This window comes from Streptomyces sp. NPDC057099 (assembly GCF_042671245.1).
Lineage (GTDB): Bacteria > Actinomycetota > Actinomycetes > Streptomycetales > Streptomycetaceae > Streptomyces > Streptomyces purpurascens.
Window position 1 is genome coordinate 44139 of sequence record NZ_JBHUTX010000016.1, and the last position, 16582, is coordinate 60720.

Genomic DNA, 16582 nt, shown 5'->3' on the forward strand with positions numbered 1-16582 from the left:
CGGTGAAGCGGGGATGGGGCGGTACGTCAGGAGCGTACTTCGAGCAGGGGGACCAGCTGCTCGGCAGGGGTCATCGAACCGTGGTTGCCGACCATCGCCGACTCGTTCGGCTCCCGCTGGGAGGCGATGATCAGGACATCGTCCCGGGCGGCGGCGACCACGTCGCCGATCCGGCCGTACACCCGCTCGTCGATCCGCGGGCCGAACCAGCCCGCCGCGATGGCCTCGTCGCGGGAGGCGACCCAGAACTGCTCGCCGAGCACCTCGCGCCAGCAGGTCAGGACGTCGTTGGCGGCACCGGGCACCGCGTAGACGTGCCGGGCGCGGCCCTCGCCGCCGAGCAGGGCGACTCCGGCGCTCAGCTCCCAGTCCTCGTCGAAGTCGATGCGGTGCTGCTCGTCGAAGGGCACGTCGATCATGCCGTGGTCGGCGGTGACGTAGAGGGCACTGCGGGGCGGCAGTTGCTCGGCGAGGCGCTGGACCAGGCGGTCGGCGTACATGAGCTGGCCGCGCCAGGCGTCGGAGTCGACGCCGAAGCGGTGGCCGGCGCCGTCGACCTCGGCGAAATACGTGTACACCAGGGAGCGGTCGCCCGCGGCCAGTTGTTCGGCCGCCAGGTCGACGCGGTCCTCGCCGGGCAGCCGCCCGAGGAACCTTCCGCCGCTGAGCGCGACCTTGGTCAGCGGGGTGTTCTCGAAGGTCGGGGACGACACCTGCGCGGCGTGCACACCCGCCTCGTGCGCCAGCTGGAACACCGTCGGGTACGGCTGCCAGGGGCCGGGCGGGGCCCACGGCTGCCAGCGCAGCTGATTCATCAGCTCGCCGGTGTCCGGATTGCGCACGGTGTAGCCGGGCAGGCCGTGCGCGCCGGGCGGCAGGCCGGTGCCGACGGAGGCGAGGGAGGTCGCGGTGGTCGCCGGGTAGCCGGCGGTGAGCGGGCGTCCGGTGCCGCCGCGCGAGGTGGCGAGCAGGGACGTCATGAACGGGGCGTCCTCGGGGTGCGCCCTCAGTTGCTCCCAGCCGAGGCCGTCGATCAGGAACACGCAGTTCCGGTCGGCGGGGGTCAGCTCGGAGATCGCGGCGCTCATCCCCGGCACGCCGAGGCCGGCGGCCAGGGTGGGCAGCAGATCGGCGAGGGAGCCGCTGCCGTACTCGGGGACCGGTGCGGAGGCTACGGCGAGCGGTTCGGGGTGGTGGTCCCAGGCCGTGTCGGGCTGTGCCATCAGCGGGTGGTGTCCGCGGTCGCCTCGGAGAGGGCCTGCGCGAAGGCGAGTGCCTGGCGCACGGTCTCCGGTCCGTCCCCGGCCTCGCTGACGCGCAGGCTGAGGTCGTCCGCCGTCGAGTTGCCGGTGTAGCCGTGGTCCGCCTCGCAGTTGGGGTCGCCGCAGGCGGCAGGCTCCAGGTCGATGCGGGAGACGGCGCCCCAGCCGATGGTGAGGACGACCTCGCGGGGCAGGGTGCCCGGCTTGTACGACTCCGGGTTGGCGACGACCCGGCTGACCACGATCGACGAGATGCGGCCGATCTTCACGGACTCCGTCGACGTCGTGGCGTACGGCGTCGGGGAGGTGCTGTCGGCGGCCTGCTCGTCGGTGTGGCTGACGATGAAGCGGTTGTCGGTGAGGACGAGCACCGTCACGTGCCGCCGCACCTCGTTCTGGTCGAACGTCGTTTCCTGGTGGACCAGGTACGACCGCATGGGCTCGCCGCCCACGGCGGCCTCCACCGCCTCGGCCACGAGGGCCGGGTAGTAGCCGCTGCGCTCGATCGCCGCCCGCAGCCCCTGGGTCGTCGTACTGGTCTTGGCCATGACGCCCATCCTACGGGGGCCCACTGACTGCGAGGCACAGCTCGCCCCCTGTCAGTACGCGGGGAGGGTCCGCGGGCCGAGGTCGTCGCGGGCGGGCGGGGTCGCCAGGCGGACTGAGGCGCCCAGGACGCTCAGGCCGTGCGAGGCGACGACGACCGGCTCCAGGGTGACCGCGACGACCTCGGGGTGGTCGTCCACCAGCCGGGACACCCGCAGCAGCAGCTCCTCCAGGGCGCGGGTGTCGGCCGGAGCGGAGCCGCGCCAGCCGAACAGCAGGGGTGCCGTGCGGATCGACCGCACCAGCGAGCCCGCCTCCCGGTCGGTGACCGGGATCAGCCGGTGTGCCGTGTCGCCGAGCAGCTGCGATGCGGCGCCGGCCAGCCCGAAGGAGAGCACGGCTCCGGCCGCGGGGTCGATGACGGCCCGTACGACGACGTCGACACCGCGCGGCGCCATCCGCTGCACCACGGGGCGCAGCTCGTCCGGTGCGCCGAACAGCTCGGTCAACTCGGTGTAAGAGCGGCGCAGTTGGTCCTCGTCCGTGAGGTCGAGGCGGACTCCGCCCAGGTCGGCGCGGTGGCGCAGGTGCGGGGCGGTGGCCTTGAGGGCCACGGGGTAGCCGAGGGTGCGGGCGGCCTCGGCGGCGGCGTCGGGGGTCGGGGCGGGCGGGGCGCGGTGGACGTGGACGCCGTAGTGGCCGAGCAGGTCGCAGGTCTCTTCCGTGCCGAGTGTGAGTCCCTGTCCGCGCGCGAGCAGCCCGTCGATCAGCGCGGCGGCGCCCCTCTGGTCGATGTCCTCGTACTCGGGCACCTTGCCGGGGTCGGCGGCGTCGCGCCGCCACTGCGCGTAGGTGACGGCCTGGGCGAGGGCGCGGACGGCGCGCTCGGCGGCGGGGTAGGCGGGGATGAGGTGGGCGCCGTCGGGGGGCTCGGCGGCGGGGGGTCGTTCCTCGGCGGACGGAGCGGCGGTTTGCGGTGGAATATCCGACTCTGCCTGTGGTGCCGTGCTCGCCGCCGCCGACAGGGCCTCGGCCAGGCCGCCGAGTTCCACGTGCACGACCAGGACGGGCTTGGCCGGGGTGGCGGCCGCCGCCGAGCGCAGGGCCTCGGCGAGGGCCGCGTCCGCGACCGAGACCTCCCCCACCGCCGGTATGGCAGTGACGACGACCGCGTCGCACCGGTCGTCGGCCAGTGCGCGCGAGAGGGCCGCGTGGAAGTCCGCCGCGGAGGCGGCCGTGGTCAGGTCCTGCGGGGGGTGCGGCCGGAGCCCTTCGGCCAGGCACGCGTCGTACGTGAGCAGGCCGAGCGACTCGGAGTTGCCGAGGATCGCCACCCGGGGCCCGGCCGGCAGCGGCTGGCGGGCGAGGAGCAGGCCCGCGTCCACCAGGTCGGTGATGGTGTCGACGCGGATGACGCCGGCCTGCCGCAGCAGGGCCGAGACGGTCTCGTGCGGCAGCCGGGTCGCCCGGACGGCATGCCCCTGGGGAGCGGCTCCGTGCCGCGCGCCCTGGACCACGACCAGCGGTTTCGCCGCGGCCGTCCGGCGGGCGAGGCGGGTGAACTTGCGGGGGTTGCCGATGGACTCCAGGTACATGAGGACGACGTCGGTGTCCGGGTCCTCGTACCAGTACTGGAGTACGTCGTTGCCGGAGACGTCGGCCCGGTTGCCGGAGGAGACGAAGGTGGAGACTCCGGTCACACCCGTGACGCCGCCGCCGCGGCGGTGCAGCCGGGACAGCAGGGCGATGCCGATGGCGCCGGACTGGGCGAACAGGCCGATCCGGCCCGGGCGGGGCGTCTCGGGGGCGAGGGAGGCGTTGAGCCGTACCCGCGGGGAGGTGTTGATGATGCCGAAGGCGTTCGGCCCGATGATCCGCATGCCGTACGTGCGCGCGTGCCGCACGAGTGCGCGCTGGCTCTCGCGCCCCTCCAGGCCGCTCTCGGCGTACCCGGCGGAGACCACGACGAGCCCCTGCACGCCGTGCTCGCCGCACTCGGTGACGACCTCGGGGACGTACTCGGCCGGTACGGCGACGACCGCGAGGTCGACCGGGCCGTCGATGTCGCGCACCGAGCGGTGGGCCGGCACCCCGTCGAGCTCCTTCTGCTCCTCGGGGAGGGCCTTGTTCACGGCGTACAGACGGCCGGTGAACCCGGAGTCGCGGATGTTGCCGAGGACGCTGCGGCCCACGCCGCCCGGTGTGCGGCCGGCGCCGATGACGGCGACCGAGCCGGGCGCGAGCAGCCGCTGCACGGACCGGGCCTCGGCGCGGTGCTCGCGCGCGTACTGCACGGCGAGGGAGCGGTCGGTGGGTTCGAGGTCGAACTCCAGACGGACCACGCCGTCCTCGAAACTGCGCTTCTGGGTGTAGCCGGCGTCCGTGAACACCTTGATCATCTTGTTGTTGGCGGGCAGCACCTCGGCGGCGAAGCGGCGGATGCCGCGCTCCCGGGCGACGGCGCCGATGTGCTCCAGCAGGGCGGAGGCGACGCCGCGGCCTTGGTGGGCGTCCTGGACGAGGAAGGCGACCTCGGCCTCGTCGGCCGGTGCCGACGCGGGCGTTCCGTCCGCGCCGATCCGGTCGTAGCGTACGGTGGCGATGAACTCGCCGCCGACCGTGGCCGCGAGTCCCACCCGGTCCACAAAGTCGTGGTGCGTGAAGCGGTGGACGTCCTTGGCGGACAGGCGAGGGTACGGCGCGAAGAAGCGGTAGTACTTCGACTCGTCGGAGACCTGCTCGTAGAAGCTGACCAGACGATCGGCGTCATCAACGGTGATGGGCCGGATGCGCGCGGTACCGCCGTCGCGCAGCACCACGTCGGCTTCCCAGTGGGCGGGATACTCGTGCCGGTCCGGCGAGGTCTGCATGGGCCCCAGAGTACGGCTAGCGTCCGACAGCGGACGCGAGGCAGTCTGTGGAGGGCGTCAGTCGGATCGAGGCCGCGATCCGACGGCACCCCGGGGCGGTCACCAGGACCGCTCCGGCACAACTTCACGCTGTGGGAAACTGGTCTAGACAACCCTGAACACCGAAGGGCAGCAACACATGGCTGAGCGCCGCGTCAACGTCGGCTGGGCCGAGGGCCTCCACGCCCGCCCCGCTTCCATCTTCGTCCGAGCCGCCACGGCCGCAGGCGTCCCGGTGACGATCGCCAAGGCAGACGGCAACCCCGTCAACGCGGCCTCCATGCTGGCCGTCCTCGGCCTGGGCGCCCAGGGCGGCGAGGAGATCGTCCTCGCCTCCGACGCCGAGGGCGCGGACGCCGCCCTGGACCGGCTGGCCAAGCTGGTCTCCGAGGGGCTCGAGGAGCTTCCCGAGACCGTCTGAGTATTTCCCGCGCCCGACCCGGCGCACCCTGAAGAGCTCGTCCGAATTCATCGGGCGAGCTCTTCGCCTTTTCCGCGCATTTCCTGTCGGCGGGCAGCAGAAATAATCCCCCGCGAATTACCCACTCTTTGTATACGGCTCTCGTGTTAATGCCGCAGGCTTGCCGTGTTTACGGCATGTTGCGAGTTCCTCACACGCTCGGCGCGCTCCCCGGCGGAGCCGAAACGCAGCCGGTGCGCGGCCGTCGCGCGCTCGGTGTGCAGCGCCGTGACCGCCCGCGCGCGCTCGCTGTCCCCGCGCGCCACCGCGTCCACGATCGCGCCGTGCTCGGCCCAGGACTCCACGGGTCCGGCCGGTGCCTCCACGGCGTACATCCAGGCGATCTTGTGCCGGAGCTGGGTGAGCATCGAGGTCAGCGCGGGGCTGCCGGAGGCCTGGGCCAGCGTCTCGTGGAACCAGCCGCCCAGCGAGCGCAGATCGTCGCTGTTGCCCCGGCGGGCGCGCTCCTGGCCGAGCCTGACCAGGCCGCGCAGGACCTTCAGATGGGCCTCGGTGCGGCGCTGGGCGGCGCGCGCGGCACCCAGCGGCTCCAGCAGCATGCGCATCTCCAGCAGGTCGGCGGCCTCCTGCTCGGTGGGTTCGGCGACACACGCGCCCGCGTGCCGCCGGGTGACCACGAAGCCCTCGGCCTCCAGGGTGCGCAGGGCCTCCCGGACGGGGACGCGCGAGACGCCGTAGCGGCGCGCGAGGAGTTCCTCGGTGAGCCGGCCGCCACGCTCGTAGACACCCGCGACGATGTCGTCCCGGATGGCCGTGCACACCGAGTGCGCGGGAATACGCATGACCGACCTCCCCATTAATCCCCGTGAAACGCCGACAGGTGACGTGTGTTCCGTGACTCTATTGCAATGAGCCGGAATTTCCGACGGCAGGCAGGAAATCAGGGATATTTTTTGGACAGTCGGCCGCGGCGAACGCCGAAAGCCCCGGCTCGGGGAGCCGGGGCTTTCGGGAAGAACAGTCGCCGTCGGATGTTCAGACGTTCACACCGTGCGAGCGGAGGTAGGCGACGGGGTCGATGTCGGAGCCGTAGTCGGGGCCGGTGCGGGCCTCGAAGTGCAGATGCGGGCCGGTGACGTTGCCGGTCGCGCCGGACAGGCCGATCTGCTGGCCGGGGGTGACCTTCTGGCCCACCGAGACGCTGCTGGACGACAGGTGGCCGTACTGGGTGTACGTCCCGTCGTTCATCTTGATGACGACCTGGTTGCCGTAGGAACCGCCCCAGCCGGCCTCGACGACCTCGCCCATGCCGACCGAGTGGACGGCCGTGCCGCTGGAGGCGTGGAAGTCGACACCGGTGTGGCTGCCGGAGGACCAGACGGCGCCGCCGGACTTGTAGCCGGTGGAGACGTACGAGCCGGAGATCGGGGACACGAAGGTGTTGAGGCGCTTGCGCTCGGCCTCGCGGGCGGCCCGCTCCTTGGCCTCGCGGGCCTTCTCGGCCCGCTCCTTGGCCTCCTTGGCCGCCTCGGCGGCGCGCTCGCGGGCGGCCTCCTCGGCCTTCTTCTTGGCGACGGCCTCTTCGGCCGCCTGCTTCTGGGCGACGGCCTGGGCGTCGATCTTCTGGGCCACGGTGTCGCCCATGGTGACGACCGGGGTGAGGCCCGTCTGCTCGACAGCGGGCTCCGCGGCGAAGGCCGGGGCGGCCACGGTGCCGACGACACCGGTGGTGGCGAGGGCCGCGACACCCGCGACGCGGGCCGTGCGGCGCTGGATCCGGCTGGGACGACGGTGCTTCCCGGTGGCGCGCGTGAACGCCATGTGGTGGCTGGTCCTTTCCTTCCCTCTCGCCTACCGGGTTAGCTGACGGGTTCGGAGCAGGAAGGTCTCCTACGGACCCCCTCGCGACTCGCGCGGGCGTCCGATTCACCCCAGGGACTACGTGGGTCCCCGGCTCCCCTGGCTCGCGCCGTACGGGGACTCGGCGATGACTGTCCGGTGCCGCGGGTGCGGCGCACTGCCTGACGAACAGCCCGGACGACGCTAAGCGGCGCCACTTTCAATTCCCAAACGGATCCAGGCTTTTGTAGCGCATCCCACAGGGCAGACAGGCAACTCCCACACCAATTCGGGCATAAAGGAGCCCTGGTGCCTTAGAAGACAACCAGGGCCCCTACGGCGCGTGCCGCTCGCCTCCCGCTACTCGGCGGCGACTACGGCGACTTCACCGATGCCGAGGGCCTCCACGGGGCCCTTGATCTGCGCCGCGTCGCCGACGAGGACGGTCACCAGACGGTCTCCCGGGAAGGCGCTGACGGCGGCCGCGGTGGCCTCCACGGTGCCGGTCGCGGCGAGCTGCCGGTACAGCGCGGCCTGGTAGTCGTCGGGCAGGTGCTGCTCGACCTGGTCGGCCAGCGTGCTCGCGACGGCCGCCGCCGTCTCGTACTTGAGCGGCGCCACGCCGACCAGGTTCTGCACGGCGACGTCCCGCTCGGCGTCGGTCAGCCCCTCGGCGGCGAGGGTGCGCAGCACCGTCCAGAGGTCCTCGAGGGCGGGGCCGGTGTTGGGGGTGTCCACGGAGCCGCTGATGGCGAGCATCGCGGCACCGGTCCCGTCCGGGGCGGACCTGAGGACCTGGGCGAACGCCCGCACGCCGTAGGTGTAGCCCTTCTCCTCGCGCAGGACGCGGTCCAGGCGGGAGGTGAGGGTGCCGCCGAGGCAGTACGTGCCGAGCACCTGGGCGGGCCAGACGCGGTCGTGCCGGTCCGAGCCGATCCGGCCGATCAGCAGCTGCGTCTGGACGGCGCCCGGGCGGTCCACGATGACGACCCGGCCCGTGTCGTCGGCGGTCACCGGCGGCACCGGCCGCGGCTCGGCCGAGGAGCCGGTCCAGGCGCCCAGCGTGTCGCCGAGCAGCGCGTCGAGGTCGATGCCGGTGAGGTCGCCGACGACCACGGCGGTGGCCGTCGCCGGGCGGACGTGCTTCTCGTAGTAGCCGCGTACGGCCGCGGAGTCGATCGCGGCGACCGTCTCCTCGGTGCCCTGCCGGGGCCGCGACATGCGCGAGCCCGCCGGGAACAGCTCCTTGGAGAGCTCCTTGGCGGCACGGCGGGCGGGGTTGGCCAGCTCGTGCGGGATCTCGTCGAGACGGTTGGTGACCAGCCGCTCGACCTCGCTGTCCGCGAACGCGGGTGCCCTGAGGGCGTCGGCGATCAGGCCGAGGCCCTTGGCGAGCCGGGAGGCGGGGACCTCCAGGCTCAGCCGGACGCCCGGGTGGTCGGCGTGCGCGTCGAGGGTGGCGCCGGCGCGCTCCAGCTCGGCGGCGAACTCCTCGGCGGAGTGCTTGTCGGTGCCCTCGGAGAAGGCCCGCGCCATGATCGTGGCCACACCGTCGAGGCCGGCCGGTTCGGCGTCCAGGGGGGCGTCCAGCAGCACTTCCACGGCGACGACCTGCTGGCCGGGGCGGTGGCAGCGCAGCACGGTGAGGCCGTTGTCGAGCGTGCCGCGCTCGGGGGCCGGGAAGGCCCAGGGCTTGGCCTCGCCCGCCTGGGGCCGGGGGTGGAAGTCCATTGTGGCGAGCTCGGTCACTTGGCCGCCTCCTCGTTCTCGTTCGTGGCCGCGGCTGCGGTGTCCTCGATGGTGTCGGCGTCCTCGCCGGCCTCGTCGGCCTCGTCGGCGACGGGCTCGTAGACGAGCACCGCGCGGTTGTCGGGCCGCAGGCGGGCCTTGGCGACCTCCTGGACCTCCTCCGCCGTGACCTCCAGGACGCGCTGTACGGCGGTCAGGGCGAGCTGCGGGTCGCCGAACAGCACGGCGTACCGGCACAGTTCGTCGGCTCGGCCGGAGACCGTGCCGAGCCGGTCCAGCCACTCGCGCTCCAACTGGGCCTGGGCGCGCTCCATCTCCTCGGCCGTGGGGCCCTCCTCGGCGAACCGGGCGAGCTCCTCGTCGATGGCGGTCTCGATGACCGGCACCTCCACGTCACCGGACGTCTTCACGTCCAGCCAGCCCAGGGAGGGCGCTCCGGCGAGCCGCAGCAGACCGAAGCCGGCGGCGACGGCCGTACGGTCCCGCCGTACGAGGCGGTTGTAGAGCCGGGAGGACTCGCCGCCGCCGAGGACGGTGAGGGCCAGGTCGGCCGCGTCGCACGCGCGCGTGCCGTCGTGCGGCAGCCGGTAGGCGGCCATCAGGGCACGCGCCGGGACCTCCTCCTCGACGACCTCGCGCAGCTGCTCGCCGATGGTCTCCGGCAGCGTGCCGTCACGCGGCGCGGGCTTGCCGTCGTGTCCCGCGACGGAGCCGAAGTACTTCTCGATCCAGGCCAGGGTCTGCTCCGGGTCGATGTCGCCGACCACGGAGAGCACGGCGTTGTTCGGCGCGTAGTAGGTGCGGAAGAACGCCCGCGCGTCCTCCAGGGTCGCCGCGTCCAGGTCGGCCATCGAGCCGATCGGGGTGTGGTGGTAGGGGTGGCCCTCCGGGTAGGCGAGGGCGGTCAGCTTCTCGAAGGCGGTGCCGTAGGGGACGTTGTCGTAGCGCTGGCGGCGCTCGTTCTTGACGACGTCCCGCTGGTTCTCCATCGACTCGTCGTCGAGCGCGGACAGCAGCGAGCCCATGCGGTCGGCCTCCAGCCAGAGGGCGAGCTCCAGCTGGTGGGCGGGCATGGTCTCGAAGTAGTTGGTGCGCTCGAAGCTGGTGGTGCCGTTGAGCGAGCCGCCCGCGCCCTGGACGAACTCGAAGTGGCCGTTGCCCTTCACCTGGGCGGAACCCTGGAACATCAGATGCTCGAAAAGGTGAGCCAGGCCGGTACGCCCCTTGACTTCGTGGCGCGAGCCGACGTCGTACCAGAGGCACACCGCCGCGACCGGGGTCAAGTGGTCCTCGGAGAGCACCACGCGCAGGCCGTTGGCCAGGCGGTGCTCGGTCGCTGTCAGGCCCCCGGAGCCTGCCTGGGCTGTGGCCGTGTGACCCATGGGCATGTACGTCCCTTCGATCGCGGTGCGGTCGTTCCGACCGCGGATTCCTGCCGGTCCTGCCACTGTATGCAAGCGCGCGAAGCACTGGTGAAGTTCCCGGCGGCGTACGCGGAGAGCGAGAATCGGTGACCCGCCGTGCCGGTCCGGACGGCGCGGCGGACGTCGGAGACCGGGTCCTGGTCCCGGTTGTCAGTGCGGCGGTCCACAATGGTCGGCGTCAGATCCGGATCGCAGAGGCAAGGAGCCGGCAGCGATGGCCCGCCGCAGCACGAAGACCCCGCCGCCCGACGACTCGTACGAGGAGAGGATCCTCGACATCGACGTCGTCGACGAGATGCAGGGTTCCTTCCTCGAGTACGCGTACTCGGTCATCTACTCCCGCGCCCTGCCGGACGCACGCGACGGCCTCAAGCCGGTGCACCGCCGCATCGTCTACCAGATGAGCGAGATGGGCCTGCGCCCCGAGCGCGGGTACGTCAAGTGCGCCCGTGTCGTCGGCGAGGTGATGGGCAAGCTGCACCCGCACGGCGACGCGTCGATCTACGACGCCCTCGTGCGCATGGCCCAGCCCTTCTCGATGCGCGTCCCCCTGGTCGACGGCCACGGCAACTTCGGCTCGCTGGGCAACGACGACCCGCCGGCCGCCATGCGGTACACCGAGTGCCGGATGGCCGAGGCGACGAGCCTGATGACGGACTCCATCGACGAGGACACCGTCGACTTCAACCCCAACTACGACGGCCAGGAACAGGAGCCGGTGGCCCTGCCCGCCGCCTTCCCGAACCTCCTGGTCAACGGCGCCTCGGGCATCGCGGTCGGTATGGCCACGAACATGCCGCCGCACAACCTGCGCGAGGTCATCGCGGCCGCCCGCCACCTGATCCGGTACCCGAACGCGGATCTCGACGCCCTGATGAAGCACGTCCCGGGCCCCGACCTGCCCACCGGCGGCCGCATCGTCGGCCTGCCCGGCATCCGGGACGCGTACGAGACGGGCCGCGGCACGTTCAAGATGCGGGCGACCGTCGCGGTGGAGACCGTGACGGCCCGCCGCAAGGGTCTTGTCGTCACTCAGCTGCCCTTCACGGTCGGCCCGGAGAAGGTGATCGCCAAGATCAAGGACCTGGTCGGCTCGAAGAAGCTCCAGGGCATCGCCGACGTCAAGGACCTCACCGACCGCCAGCACGGCCTGCGCCTGGTCATCGAGATCAAGAACGGCTTCGTGCCGGAGGCGGTCCTGGAGCAGCTGTACAAGCTGACACCGATGGAGGAGTCCTTCGGCATCAACAACGTGGCCCTGGTCGACGGCCAGCCGCTCACACTGGGCCTCAAGGAGCTGCTTGAGGTCTACCTCGACCACCGCTTCACCGTCGTACGGCGGCGTTCGGAGTTCCGCCGCGGCAAGAAGCGCGACCGGCTGCACCTGGTCGAGGGCCTGCTGACGGCCCTCCTGGACATCGACGAGGTCATCCGCCTCATCCGCTCCAGCGAGAACTCCGCGCAGGCGAAGCAGCGCCTGATGGAGCAGTTCTCGCTGAGCGAGGTGCAGACGCAGTACATCCTCGACACGCCGCTGCGCCGTCTGACCAAGTTCGACCGCATCGAGCTGGAGACGGAGAAGGACCGGCTCACCGCGGAGATCGAGGAACTGACCCGGATCCTCGACTCGGACGCCGAGCTGCGCAAGCTGGTCTCCTCCGAACTGGCCACCGTCGCCAAGAAGTTCGGCACCGACCGGCGTACGGACCTGCTGGAGGCGGGCGGCACCCCGGTCGCGACGGTGCCGCTCCAGGTGGCCGACGACCCGTGCCGGGTGCTGCTGTCCTCGACGGGTCTGCTGGCCCGTACGGCGAACGGCGAGCCGTTCGCGGAGGACGCCGGCGCCGAGCGCGTGAAGCACGACGTGATCGTCTCGGCGGTGCCGGCCACCGCCCGTGGCGAGGTGGGCGCGGTCACCTCGACGGGCCGGCTGCTGCGGCTGAACGTGATCGACCTGCCCCAGCTCCCGGAGTCGCTGTCGACGCCGAACCTCGCGGGGGGCGCCCCGTTGGCGGAGTTCGTCTCCCTGGAGGACGACGAGACGGTGGTCTGCCTGACGACGCTCGACGAGTCGTCGCAGGGCCTGGCGATCGGCACGGCACAGGGTGTCGTCAAGCGCGTGGTGCCGGACTATCCGTCCCACAAGGAAGAGCTCGAGGTGATCACCCTCAAGGAGGGCGACCGGATCGTCGGCGCGGTGGAACTGCGTACCGGCGACGAGGATCTGATCTTCATCTCCGACGACGCCCAGCTGCTGCGCTACCCGGCCGCGCAGGTCCGCGCCCAGGGCCGCGCGGCGGGCGGCATGGCGGGCATCAAGCTCACGGAGGGCGCGAAGGTCATCTCCTTCACGGCGGTGGAACCGGCGGCGGACGCCGTCGTCTTCACCGTCGCGGGCTCGCGCGGCACGCTGGACGACTCGGTCCAGACGACGGCCAAGCTGACCCCGTTCGACCAGTACCCGCGCAAGGGCCGCGCCACGGGCGGCGTTCGCTGCCAGCGGTTCCTGAAGGGCGAGGACTGTCTGTCCCTGGCCTGGGCGGGCCCGGTCCCGGCCCTCGCCGCGCAGAAGAACGGCACTCCGGTCGACCTCCCGGAGATCGACCCGCGGCGGGACGGCTCGGGCGTGTCCCTGGCGAAGACCGTGTGGGTGGTGGCGGGGCCGGTGTAGGCGGGCCCCGGCCGTTCTAGACGGGCTCCCCGAGATCCTCCTCGGTGCCCGGTACGTACCGCAGGACGCCCCACATGCCGTGCTCGTCGGCGTGTGGGGCCTCGCTCCGGCACGCGTCGAGCTGCTTGTCGAGGGCGGCGGTGTCGATCCCGGAGCCGATGAGGACCAGCTGGGAGAGGTGTTCGTCGCCGGCCGGCCAGGGCTCCGGGTAGAAGCGCAGGAACCGTCCGACGGCGTGGACGGCGTAGCGGTTCCGGACGTCGTGGGGCCCGAAGTCGACGTACCCCTTGATCCGGTACAGCCCCTCGGGCCGGCTGTCGAGGAACTCCATCAGCCGGCGTGGGTCGAGGGGCTCCCGGGAGGCGAACGACAGGCTGTCGTACGCGCTGTGCAGATGCCCGGCATGGCCGTCCGCGCCGGTCTCGTGCAGGTCGTCGAAGGACAGCTGCCCGACGCGTTCCGCGCTCGGCCGGCAGTCGAAGAGGAACTCGGGGTCGATCCGGCCGTAGGTGGCCGGGACGACGGCGGCGCGGTCGACGAGGGACCGGACCAGTCCGAGGACGCGCTCGCCGTCCGCCGCCCGGTCGAGCTTGTTGACCACGACGAGGTCGGCCAGCGCGAGATGCCGGTCGATCTCGGGATGCCTGGTCCGGGTGTCGTCGAACTCGGCGGCGTCGACGACCTCGACGAGCCCGCCGTACACGATCCGCGGATCCTCGCTCGCGAGCACCATCCGCACGAGTTCCTGCGGCTCGGCGAGACCGCTGGCCTCGATGACGATGACGTCGATGCCGAGGGACGGCTCCGTGAGCCGCTCGAGATAGAGATCCAGTTCACCGGCGTCGACGGCGCAGCACAGGCATCCGTTGCCGAGCGAGACGGTCGAATCGCCGAGCGCGCCCGCGACGGCCATCGCGTCGATCTCGATGGCCCCGAAGTCATTGACGACCGCGCCGATCCGGCTGCCTCCGCTGCGGTGGAGGAGATGGTTGAGCAGCGTGGTCTTTCCGGATCCGAGGAATCCGGCCAGGATCACGACCGGGATCTGCCGCGGACTCGTGCTCGTGCTCTGACTCGGGCTCGGCTGGCTCACCGTGCGACCTCTCTCACGCCGACGCGTGCACCGGCTCGCGTTCTCGGCACAGGGACGAAGAATGAATGCCGAACCAGGATACGAGCCGTAAGAATCGCGCCGAAGTGAACGATTGTTAGCAGCACTTGCGGGGCAGACGTTCGGCAAGGCGCCGGATCGTGCGACCCTCGCTTCCCTCCGTGCGCCGCCTCTCCGCCTCCCCGCCGATCAGAGCCGCTCGGCACTCTGGGGAGACGGCAAGCGCCGCCCACTGCTCGCCGGTCCCCTCCAGTCGACCCGCATCCCGACGACCGGCGGACGGCCGCCTGACTCGGGGGTTGACATGGCCACACGGAAAATTGGGATACAGGGACTGCGCTCCGCCGCCGCGGCAGGCCTCGGCATGGCGGCCGGCGCTCTCGTCGCCATGGCGGCACAGAAGCAGGCGATGGACACGCTGCACGAACGCCTGGACCAGCTGGAACAGCACGCTCGCACGCAGCAGCGCTCCAACCTGGCCAGGCAGCAGCGGCAGCACTGGGAGCTGCTGAGCAAGGCGATCGACGATCCCGAACTCGCCGAGGTCCTGGACATCTTCGAGAGGCCCGTCACCCCTGAGCGGCGTCGGCAGTACCTCTTCGCCAACGCCCTGTACACCAACCTGCTCTGCTACTACCGCATCGGCAACATGGGAAAGGACGAGTTCTTCAAGCACGTCCGGGGCATCTTCCAGAACCCGATCGTCAGGGAGTACTGGTACGCGACCCAGCAACAGCGCGCGAGTCTCACGGGCACCGAGGAGGCGGAACTCGGCCGGCTCGTCGACGACCTGCTCCTGCAACTCGATGAAGCGGACACCGATGAGTGGTGGGTGGTCGGAGAGCCTCCCACCGACCCATGACGCGAGGAGCCGGGCCGTACGGCACCACCGGGACGGACCGGCTCCTTACGACGACACCGCTAGGCGTCGGGGATGTCCTTCTTCGCCTTGACCAGGGTCTCCCGGGTGATGACGACGATGCGTTCGTAGTCGGCGCGTCCGGCGTCGTCGGGCAGTTGGGTCTCGAGCGAGTCGGTGACATCCGTGCCGATGACCGCGAAGTTCCCGTCGGCCAATTCAAAGATGTCGGGACATGTCCCGCCACCGGCACTGCCTCGATAGCGGGGAGCGACACCAAGGCGGCGGATGATCTGACTCACTGTTGAATTCCCTCTGTTCTCAAGGCACAAGCGCCTGCGCCCGCGGCCGCGCGAGCGGTGGCATCTTCGCAGGCCCGAGCCCTGGCCGCCGTGCGACACGCACGCACTCCACCCCCGCGCCCCAAGGAAGCAAGGCACCTTTGCGGCCCTGTTTTATCACCCGTGAGGGTGGGGGCACTCGTGTTCCTGGAGAACATCCGCAAGAGTGACGGAAGGCAGTGAAGAATCGATCATCAGCCCGTTTAGGATAGTTGTGGCTGTTTATCCAGTCGGCGCGATTACACAGTCGGCACCGACACCGGCGCCTCCGGCCCCACATACCGCGCCACCGGCCTGATGATCTTCGTGTCCTCCGCCTGTTCCAGGATGTTGGCGCTCCAGCCCACCGCGCGCGCGGCGGCGAAGGTCGGGGTGAACATCTCTCTCGGCAGGCCGCAGAGCTCCATGACCACGCCCGCGTAGTACTCCACGTTGGTGTGGAGTTCACGGCCGGGCTTCAGCTCCGCCAGGATCGCCTCCACATGACGCTCGACCTCCACGGCGAAGTCCACGCGCGGACCGCCGAACGCCTGGGCGACCTCGCGCAGCATCCGGGACCGCGGGTCCTCCGTGCGGTAGATCGCATGGCCGAAGCCCATGATGCGATCCCCCGCGAGCACCCGCTGACGCACCCAGGAGTCGATCCGGTCCGCGGTGCCGATCGCGTCCAGGGTGTCCAGCGCACGGCTGGGGGCACCTCCGTGCAGCGGCCCGGACAGCGCCGACACCGCACCGGCGAGGCACGCCGCCACGTCCGCGCCGGTCGACGCGATGACCCGGGCCGTGAAGGTTGACGCATTGAATCCGTGATCAATGGTTGAGATCAGGTATTGCTCGATCGCGCGTGCGTGCTGCTCGGCCGGTACCGAGCCGGTCAGCATGTAGAGGTAGTTCGCCGCGTACGACAGGTCCTCGCGCGGCTCCACGGGCTCGAGCCCTTGCCCCAGCCGGTGCAGCGCGGTGAGCAGGGTGGGTACGGCGGCGACCGCCTCGAGCGTGTCCCGCAGGCGCCGCTCGGCGTCGACGTCGTACACGGGACGGACCCCCTTCGCCGCACCCAGCAGCGACAGCGCCGTGCGCATCCCGGCGAGCGGGCCGGAGCGCCCGCCGGCCGCCGCGATGGCCGGCAGGGCGGCTCGGACCTCGTCGGGGAGCCGCCGCAGCGCGGCGGTCTCGGCCGCGAAGGCCGCGCTCCGCCCGGCGTCCGGCAGTTCGCCGTGCACGAGCAGGTGCCAGACGTCCTCGAAGCCGCGGGTCCGCGCGAGGTCGACGGCCGAGTACTGCCGGTAGTGGTAGAAGCCCTCGAGACCGCGGACGTCGCCGATCCGGGTGTCGGTGACGACGACCCCGGCGAGTCCCCGTGGCACGTCGAGAAGAGTGGTTGCGGACCTGTTGACGGACATGTCTTCCTCCCTGGACTTGATTCGACTGTCCATGATTGACTCAAGAC

13 protein-coding genes and 1 riboswitch are annotated in these 16582 nt (G+C 71.3%); of the genes, 3 read left to right on the forward strand and 10 right to left on the reverse strand.

Translation table 11 applies throughout. The features are described from left to right. Window positions 1-26 precede the first annotated feature (26 nt). From ACFT4A_RS21320 to ACFT4A_RS21330, 3 genes are read right to left on the reverse strand one after another with little or no spacing between them, the layout of a single operon-like run. Window positions 27-1223, reverse strand: coding sequence for an alkaline phosphatase family protein (locus tag ACFT4A_RS21320; protein ID WP_382832391.1), 1197 nt, complete (start codon window positions 1221-1223; stop codon window positions 27-29). Next, entirely contained in the window at window positions 1223-1810 is a 588-nt protein-coding gene (locus ACFT4A_RS21325; RefSeq protein ID WP_184589709.1) for a DUF5998 family protein, read from the reverse strand. Before ACFT4A_RS21325 ends, ACFT4A_RS21320 begins: the two co-directional genes overlap by 1 nt. A gap of 51 nt (window positions 1811-1861) precedes the next feature. Next, a complete protein-coding gene (locus ACFT4A_RS21330) occupies window positions 1862-4678 on the reverse strand; it encodes a GNAT family N-acetyltransferase (RefSeq protein ID WP_382832392.1) in 2817 nt (938 codons plus the stop codon). Between the two features lie 178 nt (window positions 4679-4856). On the opposite strand from ACFT4A_RS21330, the gene ACFT4A_RS21335 reads away from it, so the two are divergent. Continuing rightward, window positions 4857-5138, forward strand: a complete 282-nt coding sequence (locus tag ACFT4A_RS21335) for an HPr family phosphocarrier protein (RefSeq protein WP_003993478.1) — start codon at window positions 4857-4859, stop codon at window positions 5136-5138. A 146-nt stretch (window positions 5139-5284) separates the two neighbouring features. On the opposite strand, the gene ACFT4A_RS21340 is transcribed toward ACFT4A_RS21335, so the two are convergent. The 4 genes from ACFT4A_RS21340 to ACFT4A_RS21355 all read right to left on the reverse strand — a co-directional run bounded on the left by ACFT4A_RS21340 (window position 5285) and on the right by ACFT4A_RS21355 (window position 10114). Then, a complete protein-coding gene (locus ACFT4A_RS21340; RefSeq protein WP_382832393.1) occupies window positions 5285-5980 on the reverse strand; it encodes a GntR family transcriptional regulator in 696 nt (231 codons plus the stop codon). A gap of 193 nt (window positions 5981-6173) precedes the next feature. Next, a complete protein-coding gene (locus tag ACFT4A_RS21345; RefSeq protein WP_382832395.1) occupies window positions 6174-6959 on the reverse strand; it encodes a M23 family metallopeptidase in 786 nt (261 codons plus the stop codon). 12 nt (window positions 6960-6971) lie between these two features. Continuing rightward, window positions 6972-7135: riboswitch (cyclic di-AMP (ydaO/yuaA leader) on the reverse strand. 202 nt (window positions 7136-7337) lie between these two features. Beyond that, window positions 7338-8726, reverse strand: a complete 1389-nt coding sequence (locus ACFT4A_RS21350; RefSeq protein ID WP_382832397.1) for a M16 family metallopeptidase — start codon at window positions 8724-8726, stop codon at window positions 7338-7340. Then, entirely contained in the window at window positions 8723-10114 is a 1392-nt protein-coding gene (locus ACFT4A_RS21355; protein WP_382832399.1) for a M16 family metallopeptidase, read from the reverse strand. The genes ACFT4A_RS21350 and ACFT4A_RS21355 overlap by 4 nt, the downstream gene beginning before the upstream one ends. A 250-nt stretch (window positions 10115-10364) precedes the next feature. Between ACFT4A_RS21355 and ACFT4A_RS21360 the strand changes: the two genes are divergently transcribed. After that, window positions 10365-12821 carry a DNA topoisomerase (ATP-hydrolyzing) subunit A gene (locus ACFT4A_RS21360; protein WP_382832401.1) on the forward strand — a complete coding sequence of 819 codons (2457 nt, stop codon included), beginning with the start codon at window positions 10365-10367 and terminating at the stop codon, window positions 12819-12821. A 16-nt stretch (window positions 12822-12837) separates the two neighbouring features. Here the strand turns inward: ACFT4A_RS21360 and ACFT4A_RS21365 are convergent, their stop codons facing one another. Continuing rightward, the gene (locus tag ACFT4A_RS21365; protein WP_382832402.1) at window positions 12838-13914 is read right to left on the reverse strand and encodes a CobW family GTP-binding protein; all 1077 of its coding nucleotides are present in this window, start codon (window positions 13912-13914) and stop codon (window positions 12838-12840) included. Between the two features lie 322 nt (window positions 13915-14236). Between ACFT4A_RS21365 and ACFT4A_RS21370 the strand changes: the two genes are divergently transcribed. After that, window positions 14237-14794 carry a DUF6082 family protein gene (locus ACFT4A_RS21370; RefSeq protein ID WP_382832404.1) on the forward strand — a complete coding sequence of 186 codons (558 nt, stop codon included), beginning with the start codon at window positions 14237-14239 and terminating at the stop codon, window positions 14792-14794. Window positions 14795-14853: 59 nt separating this feature from the next. On the opposite strand, the gene ACFT4A_RS21375 is transcribed toward ACFT4A_RS21370, so the two are convergent. Next, window positions 14854-15093 (reverse strand): hypothetical protein, encoded by a 240-nt coding sequence (locus ACFT4A_RS21375; RefSeq protein WP_382832405.1) that lies wholly within the window; start codon window positions 15091-15093, stop codon window positions 14854-14856. Window positions 15094-15371: 278 nt separating this feature from the next. Further along, on the reverse strand, window positions 15372-16535 hold the full coding sequence (locus ACFT4A_RS21380; RefSeq protein ID WP_382832407.1) for a citrate synthase/methylcitrate synthase: 1164 nt from the start codon (window positions 16533-16535) through the stop codon (window positions 15372-15374). Window positions 16536-16582: the final 47 nt, after the last annotated feature.

What these genes read in the sequence shown, in the direction of transcription:
- ACFT4A_RS21320 (WP_382832391.1), bottom strand. Translation starts at nt 1,223, where the DNA reads ATGGCACAGCCCGACACGGCCTGGGACCACCACCCCGAACCGCTCGCC.
- ACFT4A_RS21325 (WP_184589709.1), bottom strand. Translation starts at nt 1,810, where the DNA reads ATGGCCAAGACCAGTACGACGACCCAGGGGCTGCGGGCGGCGATCGAG.
- ACFT4A_RS21330 (WP_382832392.1), bottom strand. Translation starts at nt 4,678, where the DNA reads ATGCAGACCTCGCCGGACCGGCACGAGTATCCCGCCCACTGGGAAGCC.
- ACFT4A_RS21335 (WP_003993478.1), top strand. Translation starts at nt 4,857, where the DNA reads ATGGCTGAGCGCCGCGTCAACGTCGGCTGGGCCGAGGGCCTCCACGCC.
- ACFT4A_RS21340 (WP_382832393.1), bottom strand. Translation starts at nt 5,980, where the DNA reads ATGCGTATTCCCGCGCACTCGGTGTGCACGGCCATCCGGGACGACATC.
- ACFT4A_RS21345 (WP_382832395.1), bottom strand. Translation starts at nt 6,959, where the DNA reads ATGGCGTTCACGCGCGCCACCGGGAAGCACCGTCGTCCCAGCCGGATC.
- ACFT4A_RS21355 (WP_382832399.1), bottom strand. Translation starts at nt 10,114, where the DNA reads ATGCCCATGGGTCACACGGCCACAGCCCAGGCAGGCTCCGGGGGCCTG.
- ACFT4A_RS21360 (WP_382832401.1), top strand. Translation starts at nt 10,365, where the DNA reads ATGGCCCGCCGCAGCACGAAGACCCCGCCGCCCGACGACTCGTACGAG.
- ACFT4A_RS21370 (WP_382832404.1), top strand. Translation starts at nt 14,237, where the DNA reads ATGGCCACACGGAAAATTGGGATACAGGGACTGCGCTCCGCCGCCGCG.
- ACFT4A_RS21380 (WP_382832407.1), bottom strand. Translation starts at nt 16,535, where the DNA reads ATGTCCGTCAACAGGTCCGCAACCACTCTTCTCGACGTGCCACGGGGA.